The sequence below is a fragment of the Paeniglutamicibacter selenitireducens genome (assembly GCF_051550675.1).
Taxonomy (GTDB): Bacteria; Actinomycetota; Actinomycetes; order Actinomycetales; family Micrococcaceae; genus Paeniglutamicibacter.
In genome coordinates this window covers 142,422-166,386 of sequence record NZ_JBPULF010000006.1, presented here as the reverse complement: position 1 = coordinate 166,386, position 23,965 = coordinate 142,422, and the positions used below count along the sequence as shown (strand labels likewise).

General features: G+C 67.2%; 21 protein-coding genes. 12 read left to right on the top strand and 9 right to left on the bottom strand.

Annotated features, from left to right (window positions below; genetic code table 11):
• The first annotated feature begins 96 nt into the window (after positions 1 to 96).
• Genes pdhA through ACSYDW_RS12265 form a run of 3 tightly spaced genes read left to right on the top strand, consistent with a single transcriptional unit; the run spans position 97 to position 3,793 of the window.
• Positions 97 to 1,266: a pyruvate dehydrogenase (acetyl-transferring) E1 component subunit alpha gene (gene pdhA, locus ACSYDW_RS12275; RefSeq protein ID WP_438339008.1), complete on the top strand. Its 1,170-nt coding sequence runs from the start codon at positions 97 to 99 to the stop codon at positions 1,264 to 1,266.
• The gene (locus ACSYDW_RS12270; protein ID WP_438339007.1) at positions 1,263 to 2,363 is read left to right on the top strand and encodes an alpha-ketoacid dehydrogenase subunit beta; all 1,101 of its coding nucleotides are present in this window, start codon (positions 1,263 to 1,265) and stop codon (positions 2,361 to 2,363) included. Before pdhA ends, ACSYDW_RS12270 begins: the two co-directional genes overlap by 4 nt.
• Positions 2,360 to 3,793 (top strand): dihydrolipoamide acetyltransferase family protein, encoded by a 1,434-nt coding sequence (locus tag ACSYDW_RS12265; RefSeq protein ID WP_438339006.1) that lies wholly within the window; start codon positions 2,360 to 2,362, stop codon positions 3,791 to 3,793. Before ACSYDW_RS12270 ends, ACSYDW_RS12265 begins: the two co-directional genes overlap by 4 nt.
• Before the next feature lie 273 nt (positions 3,794 to 4,066).
• Here the strand turns inward: ACSYDW_RS12265 and ACSYDW_RS12260 are convergent, their stop codons facing one another.
• The 6 genes from ACSYDW_RS12260 to ACSYDW_RS12235 all read right to left on the bottom strand — a co-directional run bounded on the left by ACSYDW_RS12260 (position 4,067) and on the right by ACSYDW_RS12235 (position 9,796).
• A complete protein-coding gene (locus ACSYDW_RS12260; protein WP_438339005.1) occupies positions 4,067 to 4,927 on the bottom strand; it encodes a hypothetical protein in 861 nt (286 codons plus the stop codon).
• Positions 4,924 to 5,646 carry a SipW-dependent-type signal peptide-containing protein gene (locus ACSYDW_RS12255; RefSeq protein WP_438339004.1) on the bottom strand — a complete coding sequence of 241 codons (723 nt, stop codon included), beginning with the start codon at positions 5,644 to 5,646 and terminating at the stop codon, positions 4,924 to 4,926. The genes ACSYDW_RS12260 and ACSYDW_RS12255 overlap by 4 nt, the downstream gene beginning before the upstream one ends.
• Positions 5,643 to 6,227, bottom strand: coding sequence for an alternate-type signal peptide domain-containing protein (locus tag ACSYDW_RS12250; RefSeq protein WP_438339003.1), 585 nt, complete (start codon positions 6,225 to 6,227; stop codon positions 5,643 to 5,645). The genes ACSYDW_RS12255 and ACSYDW_RS12250 overlap by 4 nt, the downstream gene beginning before the upstream one ends.
• The gene (locus ACSYDW_RS12245) at positions 6,224 to 6,817 is read right to left on the bottom strand and encodes a signal peptidase I (protein WP_438339002.1); all 594 of its coding nucleotides are present in this window, start codon (positions 6,815 to 6,817) and stop codon (positions 6,224 to 6,226) included. Before ACSYDW_RS12245 ends, ACSYDW_RS12250 begins: the two co-directional genes overlap by 4 nt.
• Positions 6,818 to 6,919: 102 nt before the next feature.
• Positions 6,920 to 7,588: an alternate-type signal peptide domain-containing protein gene (locus ACSYDW_RS12240; protein WP_438339001.1), complete on the bottom strand. Its 669-nt coding sequence runs from the start codon at positions 7,586 to 7,588 to the stop codon at positions 6,920 to 6,922.
• Between the two features lie 66 nt (positions 7,589 to 7,654).
• Positions 7,655 to 9,796 carry a vWA domain-containing protein gene (locus tag ACSYDW_RS12235; RefSeq protein WP_438339000.1) on the bottom strand — a complete coding sequence of 714 codons (2,142 nt, stop codon included), beginning with the start codon at positions 9,794 to 9,796 and terminating at the stop codon, positions 7,655 to 7,657.
• 491 nt (positions 9,797 to 10,287) lie between these two features.
• Between ACSYDW_RS12235 and ACSYDW_RS12230 the strand changes: the two genes are divergently transcribed.
• The 4 genes from ACSYDW_RS12230 (at position 10,288) to ACSYDW_RS12215 (ending at position 13,422) form a co-directional block, all read left to right on the top strand.
• Positions 10,288 to 10,968, top strand: a complete 681-nt coding sequence (locus ACSYDW_RS12230; protein WP_438338999.1) for a response regulator transcription factor — start codon at positions 10,288 to 10,290, stop codon at positions 10,966 to 10,968.
• A 93-nt stretch (positions 10,969 to 11,061) separates the two neighbouring features.
• Positions 11,062 to 11,271, top strand: a complete 210-nt coding sequence (locus ACSYDW_RS12225; protein WP_438338998.1) for a hypothetical protein — start codon at positions 11,062 to 11,064, stop codon at positions 11,269 to 11,271.
• Positions 11,272 to 11,311: 40 nt separating this feature from the next.
• Positions 11,312 to 12,202 (top strand): MBL fold metallo-hydrolase, encoded by an 891-nt coding sequence (locus tag ACSYDW_RS12220; RefSeq protein ID WP_438338997.1) that lies wholly within the window; start codon positions 11,312 to 11,314, stop codon positions 12,200 to 12,202.
• Positions 12,203 to 12,252: 50 nt separating this feature from the next.
• Positions 12,253 to 13,422 (top strand): MFS transporter, encoded by a 1,170-nt coding sequence (locus tag ACSYDW_RS12215; RefSeq protein ID WP_438338996.1) that lies wholly within the window; start codon positions 12,253 to 12,255, stop codon positions 13,420 to 13,422.
• Here ACSYDW_RS12215 and ACSYDW_RS12210 read toward each other — a convergent pair.
• Positions 13,377 to 14,306 (bottom strand): phosphatase PAP2 family protein, encoded by a 930-nt coding sequence (locus ACSYDW_RS12210; protein ID WP_438338995.1) that lies wholly within the window; start codon positions 14,304 to 14,306, stop codon positions 13,377 to 13,379. The genes ACSYDW_RS12215 and ACSYDW_RS12210 overlap by 46 nt on opposite strands.
• 137 nt (positions 14,307 to 14,443) lie before the next feature.
• Between ACSYDW_RS12210 and ACSYDW_RS12205 the strand changes: the two genes are divergently transcribed.
• The 5 genes from ACSYDW_RS12205 (at position 14,444) to menD (ending at position 20,909) form a co-directional block, all read left to right on the top strand.
• Complete coding sequence (locus ACSYDW_RS12205; RefSeq protein WP_438338994.1) at positions 14,444 to 15,031, top strand: helix-turn-helix domain-containing protein; 588 nt, start codon at positions 14,444 to 14,446, stop codon at positions 15,029 to 15,031.
• Positions 15,028 to 15,717 carry an SRPBCC domain-containing protein gene (locus tag ACSYDW_RS12200; RefSeq protein ID WP_438338993.1) on the top strand — a complete coding sequence of 230 codons (690 nt, stop codon included), beginning with the start codon at positions 15,028 to 15,030 and terminating at the stop codon, positions 15,715 to 15,717. Before ACSYDW_RS12205 ends, ACSYDW_RS12200 begins: the two co-directional genes overlap by 4 nt.
• 55 nt (positions 15,718 to 15,772) lie before the next feature.
• A complete protein-coding gene (locus ACSYDW_RS12195; protein WP_438338992.1) occupies positions 15,773 to 16,783 on the top strand; it encodes an o-succinylbenzoate synthase in 1,011 nt (336 codons plus the stop codon).
• Between the two features lie 225 nt (positions 16,784 to 17,008).
• The gene (locus ACSYDW_RS12190) at positions 17,009 to 19,084 is read left to right on the top strand and encodes a PhoX family protein (RefSeq protein WP_438338991.1); all 2,076 of its coding nucleotides are present in this window, start codon (positions 17,009 to 17,011) and stop codon (positions 19,082 to 19,084) included.
• Positions 19,085 to 19,208: 124 nt separating this feature from the next.
• Positions 19,209 to 20,909, top strand: coding sequence for a 2-succinyl-5-enolpyruvyl-6-hydroxy-3-cyclohexene-1-carboxylic-acid synthase (gene menD / locus ACSYDW_RS12185; protein ID WP_438338990.1), 1,701 nt, complete (start codon positions 19,209 to 19,211; stop codon positions 20,907 to 20,909).
• 75 nt (positions 20,910 to 20,984) lie between these two features.
• Here the strand turns inward: menD and ACSYDW_RS12180 are convergent, their stop codons facing one another.
• Together ACSYDW_RS12180 and ACSYDW_RS12175 are read right to left on the bottom strand one after the other, a co-directional pair.
• Positions 20,985 to 22,862, bottom strand: a complete 1,878-nt coding sequence (locus ACSYDW_RS12180; protein WP_438338989.1) for a glycoside hydrolase family 35 protein — start codon at positions 22,860 to 22,862, stop codon at positions 20,985 to 20,987.
• Between the two features lie 52 nt (positions 22,863 to 22,914).
• On the bottom strand, positions 22,915 to 23,949 hold the full coding sequence (locus tag ACSYDW_RS12175; RefSeq protein ID WP_438338988.1) for a LacI family DNA-binding transcriptional regulator: 1,035 nt from the start codon (positions 23,947 to 23,949) through the stop codon (positions 22,915 to 22,917).
• Positions 23,950 to 23,965: the final 16 nt, after the last annotated feature.

Here is a 23,965-nt window from a genome sequence, read left to right as displayed (position 1 = left end):
TTCTGTAGCAAAACACATAATTGAGGCAAGAATTGGCATCGAGTCAAGCCTTCGGGCCGGCGTCGATGCCACCGAAACGGCAGAAAGGCGTGAACCGTGACCATCAACGAATCGCGCGAAGCAATCGAGCAGGTGAGCAGCAAGTTCGGCATCACCCCCGAGGACTACATGCTTCCGGCACGAACCGAGATCCACATGCTCGACGTGAACGGCAAACTCCACCCGACGGGTGAACAGGGTGCCGAGCCGGGCCACGACTACCCGCTGCCGAGCCCGGCCGCGCTGTTGGCCGCCTACGAGCAGCTCGTCATCGGACGCCGCGTCAACGACCAGAACTCCGCACTGGTCCGCCAGGGCCGCATGGCCGTCTACCCCTCGAGCCATGGCCAGGAAGCCTGCCAGGTGGCAGCTGCCCTGTGCCTGGGCGAGGACGACTGGATGTTCCCGACGTACCGCGACTCGGTGGCCGTGATGGCCAAGGGAGTGGCCCCGATGGAGGTCATGACCAGCTTCCGCGGCGACTGGCACAGTGGCTACGACCCCAAGAAGTACAAGGTCTCCGTCCAGGCCACCCCGCTGACCACCCAGCTGTTGCACGCCGTCGGCGTGGCGCACGCGGCCAAACTGCGCGGCGAGGACACCGTTGTCTTGGCCATGTGCGGCGACGGCGCGACCAGCGAGGGCGACTTCCACGAGGCCCTGAACTTCGCCGCCGTGTTCAACCTGCCGGTGATTTTCTTCGTGCAGAACAACCAGTACGCCATCTCCGTCCCGCTCTCGCAGCAGTCGGTTGCCCCGTCGCTGGCCCACAAGGCCGTCGGCTACGGCATGGCCGGCGAACGAGTCGACGGCAACGACCTGGTGGCGCTGCTCTCCGTGCTGGGCCGCGCGGTGCGCCTGGCCCGCGAGGGCAACGGCCCGCTGCTTGTCGAGGCCCGCACCTACCGCATGCAGGCGCACACCAACGCCGACGACGCCACCCGCTACCGCGAGGATTCCGAGGTCCAGGAATGGATCGCGAAGGACCCGCTGACCCGCATGCGCAGCTACCTTGTCGATGCCGGGCTGCTCACCGAGCAGGCCGAGGAGCGCATCACCGCCAGCGCCGAAGCCGTGGCCAAGACCCTGCGCGACGGCATGAACTCGGAAAACACCCCGGACCCGGCGGAGCTGTTCGCCCACGTGTACTCGACCCCCACCACGCAACTGACCGAGCAGGCCAACCTGCTCGCCGACGAACTCGCCCGCGAGGAGGACACCAAGTGAGCCCCACCATCAGCACCTCATCCGAGGCCAACGGCAACGTCAGCGCCGAAACCGCGGCGCAGGCGGCACGCGCGGCCAACACCGGGCTGCAGTCCGTCACCTTCGCCAAGGCGTTGAACACCGCCCTGGCGGACGCCATGGAATCCGACGCCTCGGTCCTGATGTTCGGCGAGGACGTCGGCGTGCTCGGCGGCGTCTTCCGCATCACGGACGGGCTGACCCAGCGCTTCGGCACCTCCCGCTGCTTCGACACCCCGCTGGCCGAGTCCGGCATCGTCGGCATGGCGATCGGCATGGCGATGAACGGCATGCGTCCGGTCATCGAAATGCAGTTCGACGCCTTCGCCTACCCGGCCTTCGAACAGATCGCCTCGCACGTGGCCAAGATGCACAACCGCACCAAGGGCAAGATGCCACTGCCGATGGTCATCCGCATCCCGTACGCCGGCGGCATCGGGGGAGTGGAGCACCACTGCGACTCCTCGGAGGCGTACTACGCGCACACCCCGGGCCTGAAGGTCTTCACCCCGGCCACCGTCAAGGACGCATACCTGATGCTGCGCGAGGCCATCGACTCGCCGGACCCGGTGGTCTTCATGGAGCCGAAGAAGCTCTACTGGACCAAGGAGCAGGTGGATCTCGAGGCGCTGCGCCTGGCGCACGAGACCGCGCTGGTTCCTTCCACCGAGGGCAAGGCCGCGATCGCCCGGACCGGCACCGACGCCACGCTGATCGCCTACGGGCCCTCGGTTTCCACGGCGCTTGCCGCGGCCGAGGCAGCGGCCCTGGAGGGCCGCAACCTCGAGGTCATCGACGTGCGCACCATCGTGCCGCTGGATGATGCGACGATCTGCGAGTCGGTCCGCAAGACCGGCCGCGCGATCGTCATCGCCGAGGCCCCGGGCTTCGCGTCGGTGGCCAGCGAGATCGTGGCCCGCATCCAGGAACGCTGCTTCCACTCGCTCGCGGCCCCCGTGCTGCGCGTGACGGGCTTCGACACCCCGTTCCCGTCACCGAAGCTGGAGAAGTACTTCCTGCCCTCGGTCGACCGCATCCTTGACACCGTCGACGCATTGCAGTGGGAGGAAACGGCATGAGCGTGAAGACATTCCTGCTGCCCGACCTCGGTGAGGGCCTCGCCGAGGCGGAACTGGTGAAGTGGCTTGTCGCCGTGGGCGACACCGTCGCCATCGACCAGCCCATCGCCGAGGTGGAGACCGCCAAGTCGATGGTGGAGGTGCCCAGCCCCTACGCCGGCACCGTGCACCAGCTGCACGGCGCCGCCGGGGAAATGATCCAGGTGGACACCCCGCTGATCTCCGTGCTCGAGGAAGGCGGCGAGGCCGAGCCGGCCGCAGCCCCGGAACCGGTGCGCGAGGTCGCGCAGTCCTACCGCGAGGAGGAACGCGCGGGCGCCACCGAGCCGGAATCCAAGGGTTCGGGCAACGTGCTGATCGGCTACGGCACCCCGGAGGGGCTTGCCGCCAAGGCCCGCAAGCGCCGCCCGCGCGGCGGCGCCGCGGAGGCCTCCGCCCCGCGCGCCCAGGTGCGTGCGGCTGCAGCGGTGCCGCTGCGCGCCCCGCTGGTGATCTCCCCGCTGGTCCGCAAGCTGGCCCGGGAACGCGGCGTCGACATCGCCACGCTCGCCGGTTCCGGCATCGGCGGGTTGATCCTGCGCAGCGACGTGGAGGCAGCTTCCGCGGCCCCGGCGGCCGCAGTTGCGGCACCGGCCCCCGCGGCCGTTCCCGTCGCGCAGCCCGCCGCCCCGGCAGCTCGTGCCGCAAGCGCCGCCACCGGCGAGCTCGATGCCCGCTCCGGCCTGGAAGTGTCCTCTCGCACCCCGATCTCCGGGGTACGCAAGACCATCGCCTCGGCGATGACGCGCTCGCGCAGCGAAATCCCCGAGGCCACGGTCTGGGTGGACGTCGACGCCACGGCGCTGCTGGAGATGCGCGCCGCGCTCAAGGCCAAGGACCCGGCCAACACCCCCGGCTTGCTCGCGTTCATCGCGCGGTTCGTCGTGGCCGGCCTGCAAAAGTACCCGGAGCTGAACAGCCGCATCGAGTCCAACGCGCAGGGCGAGTCGGAGATCGTCGGGTTCGAGGGCATCAACCTCGGCATCGCCGCGCAGACCGACCGCGGCCTGATGGTCCCGGCGATCCGCAACGCACAGCAGCTCAGCGCGCGCGGCATCAACGCGGAACTGGCGCGTCTCACCGAGGTCACCCGCGCGGGCAAGGCCACAGTGGCGGAGCTGACCAGCGGCACCTTCACGCTGAACAACTACGGGGTCTTCGGTGTTGACGGCTCGGCCGCCATCATCAACTACCCGGAGGTCGCCATCCTGGGCGTCGGGCGCATCATCGACAAGCCCTGGGTCGTCAACGGGGAGCTTGCGGTCCGCAAGGTCACCGAGCTGACGCTGGCGTTCGACCACCGCGTCTGCGACGGCGGCGTGGCAGCCGGCTTCCTGCGCTTCGTGGCCGACGCCATCGAGAACCCTGCGGGGGCCCTCGCCGACCTGTAGCGGTTGCGCCGCCAGGAAGGCCGAACGGCAAGAAGCTTGGACCACGCATGGGTTCAACGACAGAGCGGGTGTGCACCCCTTCCTCCGAACGGGGAAGCGGGTGCACACCCGCTCTTGCCGTGTTCCGGCGATCACCGGCGGGCAACCCGGGGCTTGCGAACCCGGGCGTGCAAACACGGCGGGTACAACAAAGGCAACGGACGGCGTTGTGGGACGCCGTGCGTTGCCTTTGGAGCAGGACGGACAAGGGATCCGCCCAAGTTTTTCGTTGGGCTAGTTTGCGTGCCTGGCCTTGCGGCGGCCGCGTGCTGCAAACAGCCAGCCGAGCCCAACAAGGCCCAGCCCCGTGGCCACTGCCACCCAGATGTCGGCGCCGGTTTCCGCAAGCGGGGGCTTTTTGCCTGGCTCGAGCGATCCGGGGTGGCTCTCGGTTGGATCCGATTCGGGGGAGTCCGTTTCCTGGCCCGGGTGGCTCTCGGTGGGCTCAGGGTCCTCCGTGGGAGGGGAGACCTCCGGATCCGTCGGAGGGGCCGTGGTTTCCTCGCCCGGCAGCTCGGTATCGCCGGAAAGCGTCAGCCGGACGTCGAAGGACGCCTCGCGCGGGGCGACGTTCGCCTTGTTGCCGCTGGTTGCCTCGATCGGGAATCGGTAGTCGATGGTGATCGGGACCGTCTGGCCCTTGGCAACGTCGACGTCGTAGATCTTTGTCTCGGCGCGTGAGGCGAGGTCCGTGAAGCTCGAGCTTCCGCCGTTCCAGCCCAGGCGCAGGTCGTCGTAGAAGTTGCCCTGGTCCTCCGGGCCATGGCCCAGGTCCCGGGCATCCACGGCCTCGGGGTCGAGGATCTTGACGTTGACGATCGAGGCGCGCAGCGTGCCGCCCGAGGGTCCGTCGTTGCGCACCATCAGGGTCCGCTCGGCCGAATCGCCGGGAACCGAGACCGGCACGCCCACGAAGGAACCGCCGATGACGGTGGTGTAGTCCGTGCCGTCCCAGGAGAGCGCTATGACGTCCTTGCCCTGCGCGGTGGGAGCCGCGGTGGCAGCGGAAGCCGGAGCGGTGAAGGCAAGGACCGCCACGCCGAACGCGGAGAGTGCGGCGGCGCTACGGGTGAACAGGGGTGTGGTGCGCATCATTTACCTGGCCTGAAGGTCTCGAAAGTGAATCCGACGGTGTGGTCCGGTTCCTTGGTGGCATCGGCGACCGAGGTTACGTTCGCCCACCACTGGTCCTCGTCGGTGACCTTCGCACCGCCCGCATCGGGGGTGGCCTCGACCGTTACCTCGTTGGTGTATGTGCCGGTGCCGGGTGCCTTGTCCAGGGTTGCGACGAGACACCAGTACTCGGAGGTCGGCACGGACGAAGCCGAGTAGTCGGAGCTCACCGGGGTGCGGGTGTAGTAGCTGGCCGGCTTCGTCGAGGGGGACTCCGGCTTGAGGGCCACGGTGCACTGTGCCGGCGATTCCACGCGGACCAGTTCGGTCTTGGCCGCGCCGAAGAGCGAGCCGTCGGCGAAGGTCGGCGGGGTGGCGGTGTAGCGCATGCCCTTGTTGCCCTGCGACAGCGAATCCACCTGCAGGGGGATGGCCACGGCCTTGGCGCTCAGCAGCGTTGCAGCCTCCGTCTTGCCGAACGTGAACTTCAGGGTCTGCCCGGCGGCGGTTGCCGACTGGGCCAGCGTGGTGCCGGGGGCGCCGACGGCGAAGGCGACCTTGCCGGTCTGGATCTGCGAGGTAAAGGTTTCCTCGTCGTGCCACAGGGCCAGGGTGGCTCCGCCGATGCTGCCGACCAGGACGGTGGCTGCCGCTGCCGAGCCGATCAGCAGGGCGGGCTTGATGCGCGGTGTGCGTTTCACTGGGTGAAGCCCTCTCCGGTCCGGACCTCGTCAAGGTCTACAACGATGTTTCCGAGCTTGGCCAGCTCGGCGGGATTGGTGAAGCGGTCCGCCTTGGATGCGGCGAACACCAGGTCGATCTGCACGGTCCAGGTGGCGGTGCCCGCGGGCAGGTCAGGGACCGAAACAGCGGTGCCCAGCGGGCGCGGCGCCGTCGAGGTTCCCGGTGCCTTCAGGATGTATGTGGCGGTGACGCCTGCCGGGAGTGCCTGGGGCTGGTCCCAGCCGACGGCGATCTTGCCCAGCATGTTCTCGCCCTCAAGGATGGAGGTGAATGCCTGCGTGATGCGGAAGGTGTCCCCTGGCGTGGCAAGGAACGTGGCCGGATCGATGGCCGTGCCGGCGTGGGTGGTCCGCGGGACGTCCGGGGACGTCTCGGTCCAGGTGGTCGTGCCGGACGGATCCAGCTTCAGGTTGCCGGAGGTGATGGTGCCGCCGGCGATGGCCGCCGGGTCGCTCCACAGCGAGTAGGTCGTGGCTCCGGAGGCGATGCCGAGGGCGATGACGCCCCCCGCCAGCGCGAGCTTGGTTGCGGATTTCACTGCTGCTCCTGGGTACGACGCCCGCGTTTTCCGGCGGACGAGGGGCGGATGAACATGAAGGCGCCATAGGCGATGAGTGCGGTTGCCGCGGCGACGAGGACGAATTGGCGGTGCTCGCCGATGGCCATGGCCGCGTGCCCGACGTAGGGAACGTGGTACATCACCACGCCCTTGATCTGGTCGCCGACGATCGGTTCGTCGGCCGCGTCGTTGGCGTCGCCCTGGGTGACAAAGAGGGTGCCTTCGGGGGTGCCGCCCAGCTGCTTGGAAATGACCCGGTGGGTGATCAGCAGGGGATCGCCGGAGTTCGGCTGGAACGTCACGACGTCGCCGACCTGGATCTCGTCGGCGTTTGCGGCCTTCACGGCGACCATGTCGCCGGGGGAGTAGGTGGGCTCCATGGAACCGGTCAGCACCGTGAGTGCCGAACCGCCCATGAGGCGGGGGACGATGGCCAGTGCGATGGCCAGCAGGCAGGCGAGAACGACCAGCGCCGTGGTGGCCCCGGAGACGATTCCCGAGACGACCGACGCTTTCGGGGGCGTCGCGGAGGCTCTGCGGCCCGACGTCCGTTCGATGGTGCTGGTCATGTCGCTGTCCTTTGCCTGCAAGTCCTGTGAAATGGTGTGTGGGGGAAACGCGGGTGTTTCCCCCACACACCGGGTGCTTCCGCGAGGGGAAGCGGCGGGCTGCTAGAAGCCGCCGCCGGTGCCCGCGGTGCGGTCCTGGGTCAGGGTGACGCCCAGGCCGGAGAGCAGGGCGCTTGCCTGGGTGTTGGTGCGTGCGTCGGTCGTCTTGTCGAAGGTGGCAGTGACGACGACGCTGTAGTCGGCGGTGCCGTCCAGGGACTTGCCGAGGGTCGGCAGGGCTGCAACGTTGTTGGAGTTGTCGGCCGAGGCGAATGCGACGGTTGCTTCCTGGCCCAGGGCGATGTCGGTGGCGCCGGCGACAGGTGCGCCGTTGGAGTCAACCAGCGAGTAGGTGATGGCAACGCCCTTCTTGTCGGCGGTGGCCAGCAGCTCGCCGGCAGCGGTGCCCTTGGCCATGAGGCCGAGCTTGGCGACGAGGTTGTCGCCTTCCAATGCTGCGTCGATGTTGAAGGTGCCCTGGATGGTGTCGCCCGGGACGATGCGGAAGGTGTCCAGGTCGATCGCGTGGGAGTTGTCGGTGCGGTCGGCGGAGACGTCGTTCCAGGTGCTGGTGCCCTCTTCCGGTGCAACGATCGCGACGTCAAGGTTACCGGAGGTGATCTGGCCGCCGTTGATGTTCGCGGAGTCGTTCCACAATGCGAAGGTCGTTCCGCCTGCGAGCAAAGCGATTCCGGCGATTCCGGCGATGGCGCCCTTGGTCTTGTTGTTCATGATGGTCGTACCTTTCGGGTTGTGCGAGGTTTGTGCCCGGGGCGGGCGGATTGGCGGATGAAGCGATTACTGGGCTTTGACGGGCCCGGTTGCGGTGCAATCCATGGAGGCGCCAGGCGCCAGGGTGGTGGCCGGGCAGGTGACCGGAACAGAGATCCGGTCATCGTCCACGAAAATGTTCTTCAATTTCGTGGTGCCCGTGTTGGTGACTGTGTAGGTCCAGGTCACCTGCGTTCCGGAAGGAACATTCGGGGCGTTCTCCGGACCTGTGACAGGTTTGCCGCCGTTGTAGGCTGCAGCCTTCTTCACGATCGAGATTTTCGAGGTGAGCTGCTTGTTGATGACTTCGCAGCTGATGACCGCAGTCTTGGGAACGGAGAGCTCGAATCCAAGGCTCCCGGAGTTGACTACCGGAACACTGGAATTGGTGGCGGTATTGATGCATTTGGCGTTGAAACCGGCCTGCTTGGAAAGCTCAAACCCGGTTTGTTGGGTTTCGGCGATGACGACCTGGCGGTTGACGGCGTTCGAGTCGTAGCCCGTGACCTTGAAGTTCAATGCTCCGTTGGCGTCGGTCTGGCCCGAGGACGTTCCCGTTGAGCCGGCAACGCTAACCCCAGAAGTCGTGGTCCCGAAGGTCCACCCGGATCCGGCCGTCTTGGTTCCGTTCGGTTCCAGGATGCTCTTGACGACGGTTACGGTTCCCTCGCAGTTCTTGGTCGCCATTTCCTTCAGGGTGCTTCCGAGCGTGTCGAAGCCAGTGGTGTAGTAGTCGGATCCTTCGGCTGATCCGGAAATCAACGAAAGTCGTTGCTTCCCGGCCGTGCTGCTTGCCGAGCCGCCGATGCCAACCGCAATCACGCGGCTATTGGCGTTCTTGACGCGGTTTGCGGAGTAGATGGATTCCTCCACCTTGCGCAGGTTGGTGGTGTTGCCCGAGCCGTCGTTGACGCCATCCCTGTAGAAGGTGGGGTCGCCATCGGTCAGGAAGACAACGGCGTCGTATCCCGACGGAATCTGGTCCAGGCCCTTGTCCCAGTTGGTGCCGCCCTCGGCGTTGTCTTTGGTGGCGCCCAACCCGTCGATCTTGGTCTTGACGTTTGCGGCACCGGTGCCCTGCGCCACAGACGTCTTTGGTAGCGTGGTGTTGTTTGTCTTGTTTGAGGAATTCTGGGCAGGTGCACGGGTGGCGAAGGTGTAGAGGCCGATCTGCGACGGAGTGCCCGTCAAAGCGTCCACGAACGTCTTTCCAGCGGACTTGTAAGATGTCATGAGCGACTCGGATGCAGTTACCGAGTTGGAGAGGTCGTAGACGAGCGCGATGTCCAAGCCACATTTGTTTGGCATGGCGACGTTGGCCCTCACAAACGGGTACGGGGTGGAGTTCTTGAGCTCAACCGTTCGTGAAGAGTCCCATGACTGGATCTCGCCGCTGTTGAATCGGATGAGGTTCGAATCCTCGCTGCCCCAGCTTTCTGCGACGCTCCAGCCTTGAGGTGCGCTGACAGCCTTGGCATAGAAGTTTCCGTATTTGTACCTAAACGGCCATGTCCCGCCCGTCCGATCAAGATCGACAATGAGTCCGCATCGCCCGCTGCTATCCGTTTGGCACGAATCAATCAGGGTTCCACCAGTGATCGCGTTTTCGTTGGAAACGCTGTAGAACTCGAAAGTGGCGCCCGCGAGTCCGCTGAGGTTGTCCCCGCTGGAGCGAAGTCCTGCAGCCGACACGATGAGCTTCGCTTGGTTCGTTCCAGGGCTGGTTGCTGGCACGCCTACGCTGACAATGGCTGCCGCGGCCCGCCCCGCAGGTGGTGTTGACTGCAGCTTTTCAGACTGCATCTTCGCTGTAGTCTTTCCGAGTTCCGGAGCTGCCGGAGTGGCACTGCTCGAAGAGCCATTGGACTCCTCCTGCGCGGGATCTGCCTTCTCTGTGCTGTTTGGCTGTGGAGTAGGTGTTGCGCTCGGTGTGGACTGAACGAGGGTTTCTTCAGTCTGTTCGGTCCCCGAAAGCGCACCCGTGATGGCATTGGTGGACGGGGAAACCGTGGAAACGGCGCTCTCGCTGCCTGGAGCGGCCGCTGCGGTCGGCAGTACGGCAAAGGCCACAGCGGCAGCTGTGGCGATGGCGGTCGGCAGCATGAAAAGCCGGCCTCGTACCGGTGAATTCGACATCAGATTCCCCAAAATCTTCAGGTGCTGGATCACCGTGACCCAGCCTCAACAATGAATCTAGGGTTCTTACCCTTCGCCAGTGTTGCGGAAAGCTTGCGATTCACTGACGTTTTCTCAGGGGGTGAGTGGGGTCGGTTTGGTGCACATGCGGCTGGAGGGACCTGGGCGGAATGTTACTTTTTCGGCGTTTCCCGTTGTCAGGGCACTCAATTTGCAGATAGCCTTGGGGCGGGGTATGGGCGAAGCGTCCGAACCCGATCCGGCAGGCGCCGTGGCGAACTTGTCACGGTGACATCGCTCCGCCTCTCGGTTTCGTTTTGGGAACGAGGCCTGAAGAAGAGGATGCGTGCGATTCGTGTCGAACCGTGGGGTTCGACGCAAGGTTTTGCCGGTTGTGAAAGATGCTTCGTCCGGATTGCTTGCCTTGGGGGCTGGCATGACCCAACTTGGGGGTGCCGTCTGGCATGAAAGCGCATGGGTTCCGTGTTGTTTTGTGTCCTGGCGGCCGTGTATTTGGGGGACATATGAATCGTCGCGTCGTGCTCATTGTCGACGGACAAGACCAGCTGCGTCATGCGCTGGATGAACGAGGGTTTCAAACCCGTGTTTCGAGCGCTTCGGACGCGCTCGAGGCCTATTCTGCAAGCCGCCCGGCTCTGGTGGTCGTCGACGGCAACGGGGTTCCAAGCGCGGGGCTCGAGGTCTGCCGCTCCGTGCGCGCCATCAGCGAGGTGCCGATCTTGGTCATTGCCACCGAAATGGATGAGGTCGACGAGCTGCTCGCTTATGCTTTGGGCGCCGATGACTGCATGATCGGCCCTGTGTCGATCCGCAGGTTTGTCGCCAAGGCAAAGGCAATGACCCGGCGCAGGAAGCACCATGCAATCGAAGCGGAACCTGCAGTGCTTCGACATGGAGTCCTCGGCATGGACGTGGCCACCCGTCAGGTAACGGTCTCCGACCGAGCCGTCGGCCTGACCCGCACCGAGTTCGACATCCTGGCCATGTTGATGCAGCGCCCGAACCATGTCGTCACGCGGGGAAACCTGGTCCAGGAGATCTGGCCCGACTGGTTCGGCGACGAGCGTGTCATCGAGGTCCACATCTCGCGCCTGCGCCGAAAGATCATGGATGCGGACGGCCCTCGCATCGTCGAAGCCGTGCGCGGCGTCGGCTACCGGTTGGGCCAGCTCCAGCCGGCCTGACCCATCACGGCTTTCCCGGGTCCCGCCGGACCTGGGAAACCGGCAACGGTGCGCATCTATGTTGCGGGCCGTTGCCGGTCCTATCCTGAGGTCATGAGCGAGATGAAAGAGTTGCCTGCAAGCTATGTCGAGTACCTTGAGTCCATCGAGGAACACCACGCAGCGATGGTGCTGCCCGTGATGCGCGAATCGGTGGCCGAGGGAAAGCACGGTGTCCACGTGCGCGGCCTCGGGGGCCACTACGAGCAGGCCTTCGTGGATGAGAAGGTTCCCTTCGGCCAGGTCAAGGTCACCGTTCCCTGACCAATACCGCCATGCCCGGTGGCTGATGAGGAGCCGTTCCATGCCCGATGTCCGCGTGCCCCCTCCCGGCGCCGAACCTGGCGATGTCCGTGCGGGGGAGCCTGGCGCAGAGAACCTGGCCTGGGAATCGCTGCCCGACGGGTGCTGGCGCTTGATCAGTCCCGGGTTCGCGATGAACAGCGGGCTGGTGGTGGGCAGCAAGCGCGCGGCCCTGATCGACACCGGTTCCGGCCCCCGGGAAGCCGAAGCGATACTGCGTGCCGTGCGGCGCATCACGGACGTCGACCTCGTCGTCGTCAACACGCATGCGCACGGCGACCACTTCCTGGGCAACGACTACTTCAGGGCCCACGGGGTTGGCGACTTCTACGCGGGAAACCTGGCGATCGGCCACATGGAGGCCACCGAGGCGGAACAGCGCGCGCTGGTGCTGGCGCTGGAACCCGAAATGGGTGCCGGGTCCGGGGAACACACGGCCATCCACGTGCCGACGCATGCGCTGGGCAGCTCCCCGTACGAGCTGAACCTCGGCGACAGGTTCATCACCCTGCAACAGGTCGGCTCCGCACACAGCCCCGGCGACGTGACGGTGCGCGCAGGGCGCGTGCTTTTTGCCGGCGACGTGATCGAGCAGGGCGGGCCGCCGAACTTCGGGGATTCGCGCCCTGTCCAGTGGCTCCGGCTGCTCGAGGAGCTCACCGTGCACGAGGCCATCGACACGGTGTTCGTGCCCGGCCACGGAAGCCCGGTGGGAAGGGACTTCGTGCAACGCCAGGCAGGGGAAATGCGCGAGGCCATCGCGCGGTGCAGGATCCTTGCCGCAAGCCTGCCGGCGGGCCGCGAACCGAGTGACAGCGAGCTGTCCGTGCTGCCCTACGGGGCGGAGGAGTCCCGCTTCATGTACGGGCGGCTGGTGGCCACCAGCCCGTAGCCAATGGATACCATGAGGTCATGGCGGATTCGGCGGCAAGTCTCAGGAGCATGGCGCTGAAGGTGTATTCGCCGTCGCTGCTCTACGCTGTGGGCCTCGGTGCCGTGACGCCGGTCATCGCGATCTCGGCCCGGGACCGCGGGGCAAGCATCGCGACCGCGGCGCTCGTTGTTACCCTCGTCGGCCTCGGGTCACTGGTGTCCAACGTGCCGGCGGCGCTGCTGACCAACAGGGTCGGCGAACGGATCGCCATGGTGGCCGCAGCGGGCTGGGCCGCAGCGGGGCTGGCGCTCGGGCTTTTCGATTCGGCGTTGCCGCTCTTCGCCGTGGGCGTCACCATGCTGGGCATGGCCGGCGCGGTGTTCAACCTCGCCCGGCAGAGCTACCTCGCCGAGGCCGTGCCGGTTGCCTACCGGGCGCGGGCCATGTCCACGCTCGGCGGGGTGATGCGGATCGGCGTGTTTGCCGGCCCGTTCATTGCGACGCTCGCGATGGGCTGGTGGGGCATCGCCGGGGCCTACTGGGTGGGCGTGGCGGCGATGCTGCTGGCCCTGGCCGTCTGCTTCGCGATTCCCGAGCTGCCCTCGCGCCGGGACGGCCGGGCCGCCCTCGAGCCCCCGGCCTCCTCGTTGTGGGCGGTGGCGCGGAACAACCGGAGGCTGCTTGGCGGCGTGGGGCTGGGGGTCGTCTGCCTGTCCGCAGTGCGGGCCTCCCGCCAGATCGTGCTGCCCCTGTGGGGCGAGCAGCTGGGGCTGGAGGCCGGGACGATCGCGCTGGTCTACGGGCTCTCCGGTGCCCTGGACATGTTGGTCTTCTACCCGGCGGGCCGGGTCATGGACCTGCGGGGGCGGGTGTGGGTGGCGGTGCCATGCCTGCTCATCATGGCCGTCGCCATGGCCCTGCTGCCGCTGACCTCGGGCCTGGCGATGTTCAGCGCAGTCGCCGTGCTGCTGGGCTTCGGCAACGGCATCGGGTCCGGCATCGTGATGACGCTCGGCGCCGACTACGCCCCGGCCAACGACCGCGCGCGCTTCCTGGGGGTGTGGAGGCTGATGGCCGACGCGGGTGCCATGGGCGGCCCCGTCCTGCTTTCCGGCACGCTGGCTGTGGCCACGCTGGGCATCGGGATTTGGGGGATCGCCGGGGTGGCGGCCCTCGGGGCCGGGCTCTTCGCCTACTTCATCCCGAGGTCGGGGTTGAAGCGTATCGGTGCGCCGTAGCGGCTGAACAGGCGCAGGACCAGGTAGCCGGCGAGGAACGCCGAACCCAGGATCAGGGCCAGGCCCGAGCCGAGGAAGACCAGCAAGTCGGGGGTCGAGACCTCGGTGATCCGCGGATGCGGCAGCTGCAGGGCAACGACCAGGCCGGCGGTGAAGGCGAGGGTCCCGGCCGTTGCACACCACGCAAGGATCCTCTCCGCCCGCCCCGAACCGCCGGTTCCGGCCGTGCCGCCCGGCGCCGCGGGGCCGTGCAGGTGGCGCAGGAAGAGGCCGGCCAGCAGCGTCCAGAACGCCACCACCAGGTAGGCGGCGACGACGTCGCTGGGACGGTGCCAGCCGAGCACCAGGGTCGAGGCGCCGGCGACCGCCGCGTAGCTCCACCCGCCGAGCGCCACCAACGGACGGCGGGCCGCTGAGCTCACCAGGAAGATCGACATCATTGCGGCAGCGGCAAAGGTCGTGTGGCCGGAGGGGAACGAATTGACGGTGGCGCCGGAAATGTTCAGGTCCGGGCGTTCGAGGACCACGTGCTTGAGCAGCTGCGTGGTTCCCGAGGCCCCCAGGATGCCCAGGCCGGCAACGACCGGGCGCACGAAGTCCCGCCTGCGGAACAACGCCCAGAGCAGCACCGCCCCGGACAGGACCGCGGAGAACGCCGGCATGTGGTCGAGGAACGCCAGCGCCGGTTTCCGGGTTGCGTCGGCCGCGAGGAACGCCTGGCCGCCCAGCAGCGCCGCATCGTCGATCCACTGGCCGAGGCGGGTGCGGACGAAAAAGACGTAGCAGGCGATGAAGGCAGCGGCCAGTGCCGCCATGGACAGGTACCAGGGCAGCAATCCGGCGCGCACCCGCTGCTCGGCGGGTGCCATGTCTTCGGAGTCCATCTCCCCAAGCCTTTCACACCGGGGCGGCCGATGCAGGTCCGGTGCCCGGTGGCCGCGCTGGATCGCTGTCCGGCAGGGGTCCGCCGCACCGTCCCGGATCTATTGACAAAAAAATTTGTCAGTGGGATTCTTGTGCCATGTTGGATCTGGCCGTACTTGAAAACCCGCAGGCCGCAGCTGCGACGCTCGACCCGATGAGGCGTCGCCTGCTCGGCGAACTGCGCGAGCCGGCGTCGGCGAGCATGCTGTCCCCCCGGTTGGGGATCCCGCGCCAGAAAATCACCTACCACCTGAACCAGCTGGCCGAACTCGGGCTGGTGCAGGAGGTCGGCCAGCGCCACAAGGGAATCATGACCGAACGGCTCATGCAGGCCACCGCCGCGTCGTACGTCATTTCCCCCGAGGCCGTCGGCGCACTGAACCCGAGCGCCGCCGACCTGCGGGACAGCTTCTCGGCCGCCTGGATGCTCGCCCTGGCCGCGCGGACGCTGCGCGAGGTCGGGCGCCTGCTGGCCGGGGCGCGCGCGGCGAACCGGCAGCTGGCGACCTTCGCGGTGGACGCCGAGGTGGAGTTCGCCAGTGCCGTCGACCGCGCGGAGTTCAGCCGCGAACTGGCCCAGGGCGTCGCTTCCCTCGCCGCCAAGTACCACAAGCCCTCCCCGGGCGGGCGCAAGCACCGCCTGGTTCTCACCCTGCACCCCACACTGAAGGAACCCGCACCATGAACAAGGAATTCGAGATCCACCAGGAGGCGGACCTGCCCGGAAGCCCGGAACAGATCTGGAAGGCCGTCACCGAAGACACCGCCGCATGGATGTTCCCCACCGGCGAGTGGGATTCGTACGTGAGCAAGCAGAGCTACCCGACGCACCTTGTCTCCCGCATGGAGGGCCCGGACGGGTGGTTCAACCAGCTCGAGCACGAAATGACCCCCGGGCCGGAGGGGACCCACCTGCGCTACGTGCACTCGGGCATCTTCGTCGAGGACTGGGATAACCAGTACGACGGCGCCTCCAAGCACACCACCTTCTACCTGCACACCCTCGGGCAGTACCTCAGGTATTTCAACGACCTCCCGGTGGCCTTCAGCGACGTCCAGGGGCCCGATGCCGCAGCAAGCGCCGACGCCCTCGAAACGTGGCTCGATGCCCTGGGCGTCGGTGCCGCGCAGCCCGGCGACAGCCTCCCCCTCGAACTCCCGGGACGCGGGCTGCAGGAAACCGTCGTCGACTTCAGGAACGAGAACTTCGTGGGACTGCGGACCCCGGACGCCATGATCCGCATCTTCGGGCGCAACGCCTTCGGGCACCGGGTGGGGTTGACGGTCCACGACTTCAGGCCCGGCGCCGACGCCGACGGCAACGCGGAGGCCTGGCAGGCGGCCCTCGACGCCGCCTACGCCGCGGGCTAGGGACCGGTATCCCGCCCGCCGGCCGAGGCCGCCGGGCGGGGGATAGGCTTGAGGCATGCTTGAACTGCCCGGCCTTGCCGACCTCGTCGAACGTGCCCATGTGGTGTCCCTGCCGATGCGCGTGAGGTTCCGCGGGGTTGAACACCGCGAGGCGCTGCTCCTGAACGGCCCTGCGGGATGGGGCGAGTTCTCCCCGTTCCTCGAGTACGGTCCCGCCGAGGCCTCCACCTGGCTGGCCGCGGCCATTGAGGCCGCCTGGCACGGTTACCCGGCTCCGGTGCGCGACGCAGTACCGGTGAACGCGACGCTCCCGGCCGTCGGGCCCGAACGCGTGGAACAGGTGCTCTCCAACTACGACGCCGTGCACACCATCAAGGTGAAGGTTGCCGAGCGCGGCCAGGACCTGGCCCAGGACATCGCACGGGTGGCCGAGGTCCGCCGGCTGTTCCCGGAGGCGCACCTCCGCATCGACGCGAATGCGGGATGGGACTTCGGGGAAGCAACCCGGGCACTCGAGGCGCTGGCCGGTTTCGGGTTGCAGTACGCCGAACAGCCGGTGGCAAGCATCGAGGAGCTGGCCCGGCTGCGGATGCACGTGCAGGACCGCGGCCTCGGGGTGTTGATCGCCGCCGACGAATCGGTGCGCAAGGCCGAGGACCCGCTGGCCGTGGCCCGCGCCGGCGCGGCGGACCTGATCGTCATCAAGGCGCAGCCGCTCGGAGGGGTCCGCCGGGCGCTGGAGATCGTGGCACAGGCGGGGCTTCCCGCGGTGGTCTCCTCGGCGCTGGACACCTCCATCGGCCTTCGCCAGGGGGCGGCGCTTGCCGCGGCGCTGCCGGAACTTCCCTACGCCTGCGGGCTTGCCACAGGCTCCCTGCTCGCTGGGGATGTCACGGCCGACAGGTTCCTCGCCGTCGGCGGTGCGCTGCAGCTGCGCGACATTGCCGCGGATCCGGACCTGCTGCGCACCCACGCCGTCGACGCCGAGCGCCGCCGCTGGTGGATGGACCGGCTGGAAGCCTGCCACCGAGTGCTCGGCACCCAGGCGGCCGCCGCCGGCCGATAGGGGCCTGCAGCCTGCGCGCGCCGGAATCCCTTCCGGCCAGCCCATGCATTTCCCGCGCGCAGGGGAGAGACTTGAAACGGCAGGGCCACGCCGCAGCAGGCCCTGCCGCCCGCGGTTTAACCCGTCGTTTCCCCGGCGTTAATGTCGCCCCGGCCTAATGCTCACCCACTCGTGGAAGGTTGTGAATCGAATAATTCACTTTCAACATTCCTAGTGGGGACCACGATGAACCAGAGCCGAACACTTCTGCCGATGCTTGGCCACACCCGCGGCAACCGGAACGCTGCCACCTGCCAGTTCAAGTGCGGCAACGCCTGCGCCAAGGACGTCTGCAACACCACTGACAACGGGTACTTCCGGGACATCGCCGACGCCGCGCTGAGCCGCCGTTCGCTGTTGGGCCTCGGCGCCGTGGCATCCGCCGCATTGGTGGTCGGCACCGAACTGCTGCAGGCCCCGTCCGCGAGCGCCGCGGGTACCTCCGCGGCCCCCGGATCCGGCGGCAAACTGCGGTTCGACGCCATAGCGCCGGTCCCGCGCAGCAGCGACACGCTCAGCGTCCCGGAAGGCTACGACTGGAGCCCCGTGATCCGCTGGGGCGACCCGCTGTTCAAGAACGCGCCCTCCTTCAACATCACCAAGCAAAGCGCCAAGGCCCAGGCCGGCCAGTTCGGGTACAACAACGACTACCTCAACGTGATAGCGGACAAGTACTCGGGCCGCACCGGGGTGCTTGTCGCAAACCACGAGTACACCAACGAAGACCTCATGTTCGACCCGGAGTGGTTTGCCGCCAACAAAGCGGAAGGCGTACGCATCGCCATGGCGGCGCACGGGTTCTCCGTCGTGGAGGTCAAGCGCAGCCGCACCAGCGAACGCTGGGAGTACATCCGCGGCGGCGAACGCAACCGCCGCATCACCGCCACCACCGTCTTCCGGGCCGACGGGCCCGCCGCTGGCTCGGAGCTGCTCAAGACCGCCGCCGACCCCACCGGCCGGAAGATCCTCGGCACGCTGAACAACTGCTCCGGCGGGACCACGCCGTGGGGCACCGTGCTCTCCGGCGAGGAGAACTTCAACCAGTACTTCCGCGGCACCGGCTCGGCCACCGACGCGCGCTACGGAATCGCCGACGCCCCCACCGAACGCGGGTGGGAGGACGTCGACCCGCGCTTCTCCGCACACAACCGTGGATTCGCGAACGAGGCAAACCGGTTCGGGTGGGTCATCGAGATCGACCCGCAGAACCCGGACTCGACGCCCGTCAAGCACACGGCCCTCGGGCGCTTCAAGCACGAGGGGGCGAACATCCGGATCGCGGCCGACGGCCGGGCCGTCGCCTACTCCGGCGACGACGAGCGCTTCGACTACGTGTACAAGTTCGTCTCCAAGGAGAAGTACAAGCGCGGGGACCGCCGGCACAACATGCAGCTGCTTTCCGAGGGCGACCTCTACGTCGCGCGGTTCAGCGGGGATTCCCCGGCCGGCCAGGTCGACGGTTCGGGCGCCCTTCCCTCCGACGGCGAGTTCGACGGAACCGGAACCTGGCTGCCGCTGGTGCTCGACGGCCGCTCCATGGTGCCGGGGATGGGCGTGGAGGAAGTGCTCGTCTACACCCGCCACGCCGCGGACAAGGCCGGCGCCACCAAGATGGACAGGCCGGAGGACGTGGAGCCAAGCCCCGTCTCCGGCAAGCTGTACATCGCGCTGACCAACAACACCCAACGCGGGACCACCGGCAAGACGGCCGCCGACGAGGCGAACCCGCGCACCAAGAACCGCGACGGCCACGTCATCGAACTGACCGAGCGCAGGAACGACGCCGCGGCCACGGAATTCTCCTGGAGCATCCTGCTGGTGGCCGGGGACCCGTCCAAGGACGCCACCACCTACTTCGCGGGGTACCCGAAGGAGAAGGTCTCGCCGATCGCCTGCCCTGACAACCTGGCCTTCGACTCCAAGGGAAACCTGTGGATCTCCACCGACGGGCAGCCCGGGACCATCGGCTACTGCGATGCCCTGCACAAGGTCACCCTCGCGGGCAAGGAACGCGGCAAGGTCGAACAGTTCCTGGCGGTCCCCGCCGGCGCCGAGACCTGCGGCCCGGTGATCCACGACCGCGACGGCTCCGTGTTCGTCTCGGTCCAGCACCCGGGGGAGGGCGGCAGCTACGACCAGCCGCTCTCGTTCTTCCCGGACTACGTCTCCGCTCCGGGCAAGGCCAAGCGCGGCCAGGTGTACGGACCGCGCCCTTCGGTGGTCCAGGTCTACCCGAAGGTCCGCCCGCGCGGCAGGCGCTAGCCCCACCCGCTGTTGCCGGCGCCGTGCGTGAAGGGGGAAATCTCCTTCACGCACGGCGCTTGCGCTCCATCGAGTAACGGCGGCAGGAACGGCGCACTCCGGGGTCGGAATTAGGATGGAAGGCATGCCGTCTCATTCCGACCCCGAACTCGCCTCCATGGATGTCGCCCGCAAAGTTGTCTCAACCCTCCAGCAGGGCGGAGTGCGCGACGTGGTCATCTGCCCGGGGTCGCGCAGCGCCCCGTTGGCCTATGCGCTCGCTGAGTCGGAGGCCGCGGGGACGATCCGGCTGCACGTGCGCATCGACGAACGCGTCGCGGGCTTCACCGCGCTCGGGCTGAGCCTTGCCGGCGGTGCACCAGTGCCCGTGGTGACAACTTCCGGCACGGCCGTGGGGGAACTGCTGCCCGCGGTCATGGAAGCCAACCACGTCGGTGCCCGGCTGCTGGTGCTCTCCGCGGACCGGCCCGCCGAGCTGCACGGCACCGGGGCCAACCAGACAACCAACCAGTCAGGTCTGTTCGGCGCGCACGTGCGGGCCAGCACGACCATCGATGCAGGCGCAGATCCCACAGCGAAGGTTGCCGCAGCCCTGGCTGCGGCAGCGGGTTCCGATACCGCGGCGCCGGGTCCGGTGCAGATCAACGTAGCCTTCCGCGACCCGCTGGTGCCTGCTGAAAACGACAGGCTGCCGGACTTCGGCGCCAACCTCAAGCACCCGCCGGTTGCCGTGGAGTCGGCGGAGACGGTTTCATGGGCCCCGCCCCGCACGGGCGAACCGCTGCGCACCGTGGTGGTGGCCGGACACGGCGCGGGCCCCGTCGCCGCAGATTTCGCGCACGCCCTGGGCCTTCCCTTGTTCGCGGAACCCAGCTCGAACGCCCGCTTCGGCGCCAATGCCATTGGCCCGTACCGGACACTGCTGGCCGCACACATGTCACGCATCCAGCGGGTGGTGCTCTTCGGGCGCCCCACGCTGAGCCGACCGGTGGCGCGCTTGCTGAACAACGCTTCCATCGAAACGGCGCTGTGGGCACCGGCGCCGGCTCCGTGGTTCGAGGAGGGCAAACGGCGCGAGAGGCTCGTCTCCGAAGCATTCGAGCTGGAGGCCTTTGCCGGGACCTCGCCGGCCGGGTGGCTGGAAGGCTGGCAGCGGCTGGGAACCTTGGCCAGCCACTCGATCCAGCAACGCACCGAAGCCACCGGCGGGCTCAACGGCCCGCTCGTGGCCCGGGAAATCTGGGGGACCGCCACGGGGAACCTGGTGTTCGGATCCTCGAATGTCATCCGCGACGCCGACCTGTGCGCCACCCCCGCTGCAGCACCGGCAGCCCACGTGTATGCAAACCGCGGACTGGCCGGCATCGACGGAACCATTGCCACGGCCACGGGCATTGCCCAGGCCCGCGCCGGGCTCAAGACCACGGTGCTGCTCGGGGACGTGACGTTCCTGCACGACGTGGGCGGCCTGCTGCTGGGGCTGGGTGAACCGGAACCTGATATGGACGTTGTCGTCCTCAACGACAGGGGAGGGGCCATCTTCTCCACGCTCGAGCACGGGGCAGTGGAGGAATCCGGCAGGTACGCCGACGCCGTGGAGCGGCTCTTCGGCACCCCCCACCGGGTGGGGATCGAAGCGCTTGCCGCGGCCTACGGGTGGGAGTACCTCGCCGTGGACGACGGCGACGGTCTTCGGAGGGCCTTGGCATCCACGGGTGCCCGGCGCCGCCTGATCGAGGTTGCCGTGGAACGCAGCGGCCTGAGGTCCCTGCATGCCCGGATCGGCAAGGCCGTCAACGCGCTGGAATGGCCCGAGGCTCCGTAGGCACCAACCAACGGCGCCCGGTTTCCGGCATGGACCATGCGGGAGACCGGGCGCCGTCCTGGTGCTGTCGCGTTCCTATTGCGGTGCGAGGGATGCGGAACCCGAACCGAGGTTGGGGACCGGCAGGATCCGCGGCGTGTTTCCGCGGGTTCCATCAAGTTCAAGGATCACGACCCGGTTTTTCCCGGGCTGGACGATCGGGGCCGGTATGTACAGCGATAGCTGCGGCCCCCTGTCCCAGAACCGGCCGAGGCAGAATCCGTTGACCCAGACATAGCCCTTGCCCCAGCCGCTGAGATCGATGTAACCGTCGGCAGTGAACTCCGCAGTGAACTCCAAGGAGTGGAAGGCCGCACCAGGATCTTCCCCGGACCGTTCGGACCCGGCCAGCAGCAGCAGATCGGCGGAAGGTGCCTGGGGCAGCTCCAGGGCAGTCATTTGCCAGCCATGGAGTTCCTGGCGCTCGTGCAGCACGGCGCCGAGGATGCCTTTCCGTTCGCCAACCAAGCGTCCGTAGTTGACCCGGCCCATTGATTCGACGAGGAGCTCGATTTCCAGCCCTTCGGGGGGAACCTGCACGTCATACGGCTGCTGGTCGGTTCGCTCGAAAACGTGGACGGCTTTCCCGCCGATGACCAGGTGTGCTCTGTCGTTGAGTCCGTCGATGGTCAACGGGTACGGCTGCCGCGGCCCCGGGATGGTGCTTGTGTAGCGAACCACCCCGTGCGCAATGCCGAGCTCCTCGAACGCCAACGGGTGTCCCGACTCGTGGATTGCGCCCCCGTTGGCGACCGAGGCATCCAGGTACCCGCGCAGCGGCACTGGCGCGCTGGCCCCAACCAGCTGGGTCACCGGCAGGAGCGGCTCGGTGAACTCCTCGAGTTCCGGGACCTCGCGGTATTTGGCAATCACCTCTCGGTAGGCGTGGAACTTGGGCGTAGGTGCGCCGCGCTCATCCAGTGGCGCATCGTAGTCGTAGGAGGTCACGGTGGGCTGGTACCTACCGGTTGTCACGGAATGCGGGGGATCGAAGTTTGCGCCCGCACCTGTGCCGAAATTTGTGCCTCCGTGGGCCATGTAGAAATTCACCGACCATCCGGCCGACAGCATCTCATCAAGCGTCTGGGCGGCCTCTTGGGGGTCGCGCGCATGGTGTTCCTCGCCCCAGTGGTCGAACCATCCGTTCCAGAATTCCATGCAGAACAGGGGGTCGTCGGAACGGTGGCGGCGGAACCCGGCGAAAGCCTTGGCCGTGCCCGATCCGAAATTCGCTGTGGCCGGAACCCCCGGAATCATGCCGCCGGTAAGCATGTGGTCCTCGGGGCCGTCGGAAGTGAACAACGGAACGTCGATGCCGCGCTCGACGAGCGCCTTTTGGACCTGCTCGAGGTACACGAAGTCGGAACCAAAGGACCCGTACTCGTTTTCAACCTGGACCATGGAGATCGGGCCGCCGTGCGATTCCAGCAACGGGACGATGCGGGGGATCAGTTCGTCGAAGAACGCCGCCACCGCCGCCGTATAGGCGGCTTGTCGGGTCCTGACCCGGATGCCGGGTTGCGCGGTCAGCCACGCAGGCAGTCCGCCGTTGTCCCATTCGGCGCAGATGTACGGCCCCGGTCGGAGGATGACCTTGAGTCCTTCCTCGCCCGCCAGCCGGATGAACCGTTCGAGGTCGGCACCTCCCGAGAAGTCGAATTCACCTTGGCGAGGTTCGTGGACATTCCATGCCACGTAGGTTTCCACGGAATCCAGGCCCATGAGCCTGAGCCAGTGCAATCGGGCTCGCCACTGTTCGGGATGGGTCCGAAAGTAGTGAAGGGCTCCGCTGATGATCACGCTCTGGTACCTCGGTTCTTGCTCGAAACTGCTGCACGTCGCCTGTGAGGCAGAAAGTGACAGGCCACGGAATCGACGCCGAAGGGATCTGCCCGTTTCGGAGACCGTGGTCATTCGATTGTTATCGATAACAACAGATTTGGCAATGGGCAGTGAAACGTGGAGATCAGTTCGGTTGGGTTCGGCGGTTGGCGGTGCTGGAACGCACTATCAATTCCGGGATGATGAGGCCGTCCTGATGGGGGAGGGGCTGTTCGCCACTTTCCGACAGGTCCTGGTCCAGCTGGCGCACAGCCTGGCGGCCGATCTCCTCAAGTGGTTGGCGCACCGTCGTCAATGGCGGCGAGCAGTAGGGGGCCAGTTCGATGTCGTCGATGCCGACAACGGAAATGTCTTCCGGGACCCGGCGTCCAAGTTCCTTGACTGCCGCGATCAGTCCGAAGGCCATCTCGTCGCTGGCCACGAACGCGGCCGTGACCTCGGGCATGCGTCCGAGGATCAGGCCCGAGCGGTATCCGGATTCGGCGCTCCAGTCTCCGAAGAGCTCGGGGGGAACGGGAAGGTCTGCCGCTTCGAGCGCCTCCCGCCATCCTGCGATCCGGGTTTCGGACTCGATCCAGTCCTTGGGGCCGGCGACGTGCCAGATGTTGGTGTGGCCGAGTGCGATGAGGTGCTCGACGGCAAGGCGCGCGGCCTGTGCCTGGTCGAAGGTGAAGGCCTGTTCGCCCGCGGGGAGCGGGGAATCGATGGCCACCGAGGGGACTTCGCTGAGCAGGCTGTCCACCTCCGCGGTGGAGTCCTGCAGTGGGACGGCCGTGATGATTCCATCCACCCCCTGGGCGACGAGCCTGCTCAGGCCTTCCTCGAGCGATCGTGCCGAGAGGTTGGTGATCGAGACAAAGGTTACCGAGTATCCGCGGGCTGCGGCTTCGCGTTCGATGCCGACGATAAGGGTCATGCGCGAGTACGAGCTTGTTGAAAGCGTGATCACGCCGATCATGTTGCTGCGCCCGGTTACCAGTGCCCTGGCCGTCGCGTTGCGGCGGTAGCCGAGGCTGCGCGCGGCTTCCTTGACGTTCTGGCGGGTGGCCGGCTGGACGTTGGGGTGGTCGCTGAGGACGCGGGACACCGTCTGTGCCGAGACGCCGGCCAGCTGGGCTACGTCGCGCATTGACGGGGAACGGGATGGCTTATGGTTCATCGTGTCCTTCTATTCG